The following is a 607-nucleotide window of genomic DNA, read 5'->3' on the forward strand; positions in this document are numbered from 1 at the left end:
CGCGCGCAGCACCGACGCCGTGCGCCGCAGGTTGCGCAGCACGGCATCGAGGTGCGCCAGGTCGCGCACCGCAATCACGAAGCGCAGCTCGGTGGTCGCCATGGCGTCGTCCATCTCCACGCGCACGATGTCCGCTTCCGACTCGGCGATCACCGACGCCACCCGCGCCAGCACGCCCTTGCCGTTGCTCACCGTGAGGGTGATGCCGGTCTCGAAGACCCGCGCCGGCTCGTCCGCCCAGTCGACCGCGATGAAGCGCTCGGCGTCCTTGTGCTGCAGCTTCTGCGCCACCGCGCACTGGGCATGGTGCACCACCAGCCCCTCGCCCCGGCCAAGGTAGCCGACGATGGCGTCGCCCGGCACCGGCCGGCAACACGGCGCGTACTGGACCGAGGCGCTCTCGTTGCCGTCCAGCGTGATGCTGCCTTGCGAAAGATTCTCGTGCGCGCCGAAGCGCTCGCGGCTGAGCAGCAGCGCGTCCGGGCGCTGTCCGCCCTCGGCCAGCAGCAGCGCCAGCCGCTTGGCGACGATGCCCGCCACCCGCCGGCCAAGGCCGATGTCGGTCATCAGCTCGGCCTGGTTGCGGCTGCCCGTGAAGCGCAGCAGC

General features: G+C 71.8%; 1 protein-coding gene. It reads right to left on the reverse strand.

Annotation, left to right across the window (positions count from 1 at the left end; translation table 11 throughout):
- Positions 1-607, reverse strand: a 607-nt coding sequence (locus A612_RS04195; protein WP_040435990.1) for an ACT domain-containing protein, incomplete at both ends; no start/stop codon positions are given.

The organism is Melaminivora alkalimesophila, assembly GCF_000282995.1.
Lineage (GTDB): Bacteria > Pseudomonadota > Gammaproteobacteria > Burkholderiales > Burkholderiaceae_C > Melaminivora > Melaminivora alkalimesophila.